This window comes from Streptomyces sp. NPDC058619 (assembly GCF_042717785.1).
Taxonomy (GTDB): domain Bacteria; phylum Actinomycetota; class Actinomycetes; order Streptomycetales; family Streptomycetaceae; genus Streptomyces.
This window is the reverse complement of the sequence record NZ_JBHXQN010000120.1, coordinates 1-5,895: the sequence shown is the minus strand read 5'-3', so window position 1 is coordinate 5,895 and position 5,895 is coordinate 1. Positions and strand designations below refer to the sequence as shown.

Below are 5,895 nucleotides of genomic sequence, written 5' to 3'. Positions count from 1 at the left end.
GACAGCGTGTCGACCATCGTGTTGATCACCCCGGCCAGCGCCGCGACCTCGCCCTTCGCCTCCACCATGATCTTCTGCGAGAGGTCGCCGCGGGCCACGGCCGTCGCCACCTGGGCGATGGACCGCACCTGTCCGGTCAGGTTGGACGCCATGACGTTGACGTTGTCCGTGAGGTCCTTCCAGGTGCCCGACACGCCCCGTACGGTGGCCTGGCCGCCCAGGTTGCCCTCGGTGCCGACCTCGCGGGCCACGCGCGTCACCTCGTCGGCGAAGGCGGACAGCTGGTCGACCATCGTGTTGATGGTCTCCTTCAGTTCCAGGATCTCGCCCCGGGCGTCGACCCGGATCTTCTGCGACAGGTCGCCCTGCGCCACCGCGGTGGTGACCTCCGCGATCGAGCGGACCTGCGCGGTGAGGTTGTCGGCCATGAAGTTCACCGAGTCGGTCAGGTCCCGCCAGGTGCCCGAGACCCCCTTCACGTCCGCCTGCCCGCCCAGCCGGCCGTCCGTACCGACCTCCCGGGCCACGCGGGTGACCTCGTCGGCGAACGCGGACAGCTGGTCCACCATCGTGTTGATGGTCGTCTTCAGTTCCAGGATCTCGCCCCGGGCGTCGACCCGGATCTTCTGCGACAGGTCGCCCTGCGCCACCGCGGTGGCGACCTCCGCGATCGAGCGGACCTGCGCGGTGAGGTTCCCGGCCATGAAGTTCACCGAGTCGGTCAGGTCCCGCCAGGTGCCCGAGACCCCCTTCACGTCCGCCTGCCCGCCCAGCCGGCCGTCCGTACCGACCTCCCGGGCCATGCGGGTGACCTCGTCGGCGAACGCGGACAGCTGGTCGACCATCGTGTTGATGGTGTTCTTCAGCTCCAGGATCTCGCCCCGGGCGTCGACCGCGATCTTCTGCGACAGGTCGCCCTTGGCGACCGCCGTCGTCACCTGGGCGATGTTGCGGACCTGGTCGGTCAGGTTCCCCGCCATGAAGTTCACCGAGTCGGTCAGGTCGCGCCACACGCCGGCGACGCCGGGCACCTCGGCCTGGCCGCCGAGCCGTCCCTCGCTGCCGACCTCGCGCGCCACTCGGGTGACCTCGTCCGCGAAGGAGGACAGCTGGTCGACCATCGTGTTGACGGTGTCCTTCAGCTCCAGGATCTCGCCCCGGGCCGCCACGTCGATCTTCTGCGAGAGGTCGCCGCGGGCGACCGCGGTGGCCACCTGGGCGATGTCGCGCACCTGGGTGGTGAGGTTGCCGGCCATCGCGTTGACGGAGTCCGTCAGGTCGGCCCACGTTCCGGAGACGCCCGGAACCTCGGCCTGACCGCCCAGGGTTCCCTCGGTCCCGACCTCGCGGGCGACGCGGGTCACCTCCGACGTGAACAGGGAGAGCTGGTCGACCATGCCGTTGAAGACCGTGGCGATCTCCCCCAGCAGCCCGTCGGCCTCGTCGGGCAGGCGCGTGCCGAAATCGCCGTCGCGGACGGCCGTGAGACCGGCCAGGAGCTGCCGCAGCTCCGGCTCCCCCACCGCCCCCGACACCTTCGCACCCGTCGCTGAAACCTTCGGCTCGCCCATCCCTGCCCCATCTCCCTGTGCCCGGGCGCCGCCCGCAGCTCGAACGTCCCCGCGCCAGGCTAAGCCCCCGCGCAACTCCGTACGTACGAGCCGGTCGGGAGCGGGGGTCCGGGCGGCCGGAGCGTGCCGGGTACCGGGCCGGAAGGGGGAGCGTGTGCCGCGGGACCCGCAGCTAGAGTGTGCGGGCGGGCTTCCGGCGGCGGGGCCCCGAAACGGGCGCCGCCAGGGCTGGGGAGGGGAACGGTGAAGGCTGTGGATCTCCGATGACCACGCGGGCGGACAGGGAGCGCCGGGTGCAGGACATGGTCCACGGTGATCACCTGTGTCTGGCGTTCGCGGACGACGCGGAGCAGCGCCGGGTGGTCACCGCCTACGTGTCGGCAGGGCTGGCGCGCGGTGAACGCGTGCTGTACTTCACCGACGGACGGGATCCCCGGCAGGTGCTCGGCTGGCTCGGCTCTGCGGGGACCGATCCGCAGCGGGCGGTGGAGAGCGGCCAGTTGAAGGTGACGACGGCCGAGGAGAGCTACCTGGCGGCGGGCTCGTTCGACGCCGAGGCCATGGCCGACGGCCTGCGCCGGGAGGTCGAGGAGTCCCTGGCGGCCGGCCACCGCGGTTTCCGGGTCAGCGGCGAGATGGACTGGGCGCTGCGCGACGTGCCGGGAGCCGACCAGCTCGAACAGTACGAGAAGCGGGTCACCGAGGTGTTCGCCGGGCAGTCCGCCTCGGCGGTCTGCCAGTACGACGCCCGCCGCTTCGGTCCCGCCGCACTGGACACCTTCGACCGCGCCCACCCCGGCGCGGTCGAGCAGGACGAGCTGCACGTCGGCCCCGGTCTGCGGCTCGTGCCGTCCTTCCGGGCGGGGCAGCGGGCCCTGCGGGTCGTGGGCACGGTGGACTACCGCGCCACCGACGCGCTGGCCGCCGCCCTGGAGACGACCCTGGAGTGGCCGGGGGACGTGTGGGTGGACATGAGCGGCCTGGAGTTCATCGACCTGGCCGGCGTACGCGCGCTGGCGCACGCGGCCGGCCGGCTGCCCGCGGACCGGCGGCTGCACGTGGTGGACCTCGCGCCGCTGCTGTGCCAGGTCGTCAGCCTGGTCGGCTGGGACGAGACGCCGTCCCTCGTCGTCACTGCCCGGGAGACCGCGACATGATCACTGGCACCACGGTCCCGCGGCCCGGTGACGGCCCGCTCCTGACGCACCAGGCACTGGTCTACGGCAGCGACGAGGAGTTCCTGGCCACGACCGTGCCGTTCTGCCTGGACGGCCTGCGCGCGGACGACGCCGTCCTCGCGGTGACCACCGACACCAACACCGACCTGCTGCGCCAGGCGCTGGGGGACGCCGCCCCCCACGTGGAGTTCATCGCGGCCGATCTCTGGTACCGGACGCCGGGCCGCACGCTGAGCGCGTACCACCGGTACGTCGAGCGGCACACCGCGGACGGCGGGCACCGGCGGGTGCGGGTGATCGGCGAACCGGTGTGGCACGGGCGCGACGCGCTGGAGACGGCGGAGTGGACCCGCTACGAGTCGGCGCTCAACGTCGCCTTCGCCCCCTGCCCGGCGTGGATAGTGTGCCCGTACGACACCCGGTCCCTGCCCGGAGCGGTGGTCCGGGGCGCCCTGCGGACCCACCCCCAGGTGGTGGCCGGGCCGGGCGCGGGGGCCGGGGACCGCTACGTTCCGCCGACCGCGCCGGACGGGGCGTGGGACCGGGAGGTGACGGCGCTCCCGGCCCACGGCCGGGACGCCGGCATGCTGCGCTTCGGAGCCGATCTGGACGGGACGCGGGCCTTCGTCGCGCGCACCGCCACCGCGCTGGGCCTGTCCGCCGACGGGATCCAGCGGCTCGTCCTGGCCGTCAACGAGGTCGCCACCAACGCCGTCCAGCACGGCGCCGGCCACGGGCGGGTGACCTTGGGGCGTTCCGGGCACCGCATCGTGTGCGACGTCACGGACCCCGGCCCGAGCGGCACCGACTGGTACGCGGGCTACCTGCCGCCGGACCCGTCCGGGCGGCGGGGGCACGGGCTGTGGGCGGTGCGCCAGCTGTGCGACCTCGTGGAGATCGACGCCCGGCGCGGCGGCACCACCGTACGCCTGCACGTGGACCTCGCCTGAGGGACCGCGGGTGCGGGCCGTCACCGCGTTTGCCGCCGCCCCGCCGGGCATACCGTTCACCGCGCCGGTGGCGCTCCGGGCGACGGTGTTCCGCTCCCTGCCCGGATGCGCCCAGTACCTGCTCGCGACGACCGTCGGGCCGGCCCTCGCCGCGCCACGCCTGCGGCCGCCGACGCGCGGAAGCCTCCCGGGCACCGCCCCGGGGGGCGCGAGGCCGCGGGCGGGCCCGGGCGGTGTCAGAGGGTGCCCGGCCAGGAGGCCGCCCCGGTACCGCGGGATTCGATGTACTCCTTGAACAGCTCCAGGTCGCCGGTGACCCGGCGCGTGACGAAGCCGAGCTTGTCGCCGACGTTCTCGGCGACGCCCGCGGGGTCGAAGTCCATCCGGAGCATCACCTTCGTCCGCGCGTCGTCGAGCCGGTGGAAGGTGACCACACCGGCCTGCCCCACCTGGCCTCCGACCGTGGTCCACGCGACGCGTTCGTCGGGGATCCGCTCGGTGATCTCGGCGTCGAACTCCCGCTCCACACCGGAGACCTTCGTCTTCCAGTGCGTCAGGGTGTCGTTGACCCGCGTGATCCGCTCGACCCCGGCCATGAAGCGCGGGAACGTCTCGAAGCGGGTCCACTGGTCGTAGACCGCGCGGACGGGCACGTCGACCTCGATGGACTGCTCGACCTGCGACATGGACTCGACCTCCTCGTAGCGGCCCGCCGCCGGGCCGGACCGGCGCGGCGGACGCCTCACGGATGCTCGTGCTCTCTCCGCGCGGCTGCCCCGAGCACGCTCCGCCATGCCCCCGTGTCCCCACCGGCCCCGCCCCGCGGCCGTTTCGGCAATGGGTGGAGCGCCCTGCCCCGACAGCGGCTCGGGTCGGCGGCCCGAGCCGGACGGGTTCAGCCGGGCCAGGTACCCGTGACGCGCCTCGTCGCCACCGCCCCCGACCGGTCGACGGCGGCCTTGACGACCGCGAAGACCGCGCGCTGGAGGCCAGCGGCGATGAGGATCTCCTTCCAGGAGCGGTCGTCGGGAAGGGCGTCGCCCCCGACGCCGTCGGTGGCGTCGGGGGCGACGCCCTTCCCTTCGGTCAGCTTCCCGCGCGTCCCCGGCCCCGGCGCACCAGCAGGAACGCGACCAGTACGGCGCCGGCGGCGAGCAGCGGGGTCCTGTTGGCCCGCGCCACCGCCGCGGCCTGTCCGGCACGGTCGAGCACCGGTTCGGGGGTGTTCTCCGCCGCGAACCGGCCGACGCGGGCCGTGGCCCGGCCCACCAGGCCGGACGCGTGGGCCGCCTGCTCCAGGACGGCGTCCGGGGTCGTGTCCTTCACCCGCCGCGCGGCCTCTCCGGCCGCGTCGCGGATCTGGTCGGCGACCAGGGCCGCCTTCTGCACGGCCTGCTCCTTCGCCGTGGCGGCCCTGTCCCGCGCCTCGGCGGCCACCTCTCCGGCGCGCTCCGCGGCCGCGCCGTCGGCGCTGCCCGCCAGTGCCTCGATGTCCTGCCCGACCCGGTCGCGGGTGTGCTCCGTCCGCTTGCGCAGTTCCTCGGGCGACGGGGTGGGCTCGTGGCGGTGGGGCTGGTCGGTCATCGGTGGGTCCCTTCCTCGTTCGCGTACGCCGCTGTCACGGCGCGACTACCCACCAACAGCGGGAACACCCGCGCCGTACCGGGTGGCCCGGAGGTTGTCGCGCGGGCCACCCGGAAGGGCGCCGCCGAACGACCGTCCCCCGGCCGATGCCGGACATCCTGCGCGGACCGCCCTGTTTCAACCCGCTCCGTCCGGTCATACGAGGGTCCGTAAGACGTTTTCCACCGCACAGGGAGTGATCGGCATGTCTGGTGAGCAGAAGACCGAGGCCAAGGGCGAGCAGGCCAAGGGCAAGCTCAAGGAAGCCGCCGGCCGCCTGACGGGCAACGAGCGGCTGACCGCCGAGGGCCGCGCGGAGCAGACCAAGGGCGATGCGCGCGAGGCCAAGGAGAAGGTCAAGGACACCTTCAAGCACTGAGGGCTCTCGCGTACGGGGCCGGGACCGCGATCAGCGGTCCCGGCCCCGTCGCACGTCCGCGGGCGGCGCGTCCCGGGGCCGAGGCGGCCGGCGCGCGCCCCCGCGGCCCCCGGGCGCGCCGGCGGCGCCGGCCCGGCCCCCCCCGCCCCCCCGGCCCGCCCCGGGGGGGGTAGAGGGCGAAGGCGCAGTGTGGT

At 74.2% G+C, this 5,895-nt stretch carries 6 protein-coding genes and 1 pseudogene; 3 read left to right on the top strand and 4 right to left on the bottom strand.

Annotated features, from left to right (window positions below):
- A partial coding sequence (locus ACFWTC_RS38345; RefSeq protein WP_384075121.1) for a HAMP domain-containing protein occupies positions 1-1,571 on the bottom strand: 1,571 nt, incomplete at its 3' end.
- Between the two features lie 263 nt (positions 1,572-1,834).
- Here ACFWTC_RS38345 and ACFWTC_RS38340 point away from each other — a divergent pair.
- Positions 1,835-2,728 (top strand): MEDS domain-containing protein, encoded by an 894-nt coding sequence (locus ACFWTC_RS38340; RefSeq protein WP_384030433.1) that lies wholly within the window; start codon positions 1,835-1,837, stop codon positions 2,726-2,728.
- Positions 2,725-3,699 (top strand): anti-sigma factor RsbA family regulatory protein, encoded by a 975-nt coding sequence (locus tag ACFWTC_RS38335; protein WP_383933301.1) that lies wholly within the window; start codon positions 2,725-2,727, stop codon positions 3,697-3,699. Before ACFWTC_RS38340 ends, ACFWTC_RS38335 begins: the two co-directional genes overlap by 4 nt.
- Positions 3,700-3,935: 236 nt before the next feature.
- On the opposite strand, the gene ACFWTC_RS38330 is transcribed toward ACFWTC_RS38335, so the two are convergent.
- The 3 genes and pseudogenes from ACFWTC_RS38330 to ACFWTC_RS38320 all read right to left on the bottom strand — a co-directional run bounded on the left by ACFWTC_RS38330 (position 3,936) and on the right by ACFWTC_RS38320 (position 5,283).
- A complete protein-coding gene (locus ACFWTC_RS38330; protein ID WP_383933305.1) occupies positions 3,936-4,385 on the bottom strand; it encodes an SRPBCC family protein in 450 nt (149 codons plus the stop codon).
- A 209-nt stretch (positions 4,386-4,594) separates the two neighbouring features.
- Positions 4,595-4,792, bottom strand: a pseudogene (locus ACFWTC_RS38325) (DUF4235 domain-containing protein); the annotation flags it as partial.
- Positions 4,786-5,283, bottom strand: coding sequence for a hypothetical protein (locus ACFWTC_RS38320; protein WP_384030435.1), 498 nt, complete (start codon positions 5,281-5,283; stop codon positions 4,786-4,788). The gene ACFWTC_RS38320 and the pseudogene ACFWTC_RS38325, both read right to left, overlap by 7 nt.
- A gap of 244 nt (positions 5,284-5,527) precedes the next feature.
- Here ACFWTC_RS38320 and ACFWTC_RS38315 point away from each other — a divergent pair, with 244 nt between their 5' ends.
- The gene (locus ACFWTC_RS38315) at positions 5,528-5,701 is read left to right on the top strand and encodes a CsbD family protein (RefSeq protein ID WP_384030437.1); all 174 of its coding nucleotides are present in this window, start codon (positions 5,528-5,530) and stop codon (positions 5,699-5,701) included.
- Positions 5,702-5,895 lie beyond the last annotated feature (194 nt).

What these genes read in the sequence shown, in the direction of transcription:
- ACFWTC_RS38340 (WP_384030433.1), top strand. Translation starts at nt 1,835, where the DNA reads ATGACCACGCGGGCGGACAGGGAGCGCCGGGTGCAGGACATGGTCCAC.
- ACFWTC_RS38335 (WP_383933301.1), top strand. Translation starts at nt 2,725, where the DNA reads ATGATCACTGGCACCACGGTCCCGCGGCCCGGTGACGGCCCGCTCCTG.
- ACFWTC_RS38330 (WP_383933305.1), bottom strand. Translation starts at nt 4,385, where the DNA reads ATGTCGCAGGTCGAGCAGTCCATCGAGGTCGACGTGCCCGTCCGCGCG.
- ACFWTC_RS38320 (WP_384030435.1), bottom strand. Translation starts at nt 5,283, where the DNA reads ATGACCGACCAGCCCCACCGCCACGAGCCCACCCCGTCGCCCGAGGAA.
- ACFWTC_RS38315 (WP_384030437.1), top strand. Translation starts at nt 5,528, where the DNA reads ATGTCTGGTGAGCAGAAGACCGAGGCCAAGGGCGAGCAGGCCAAGGGC.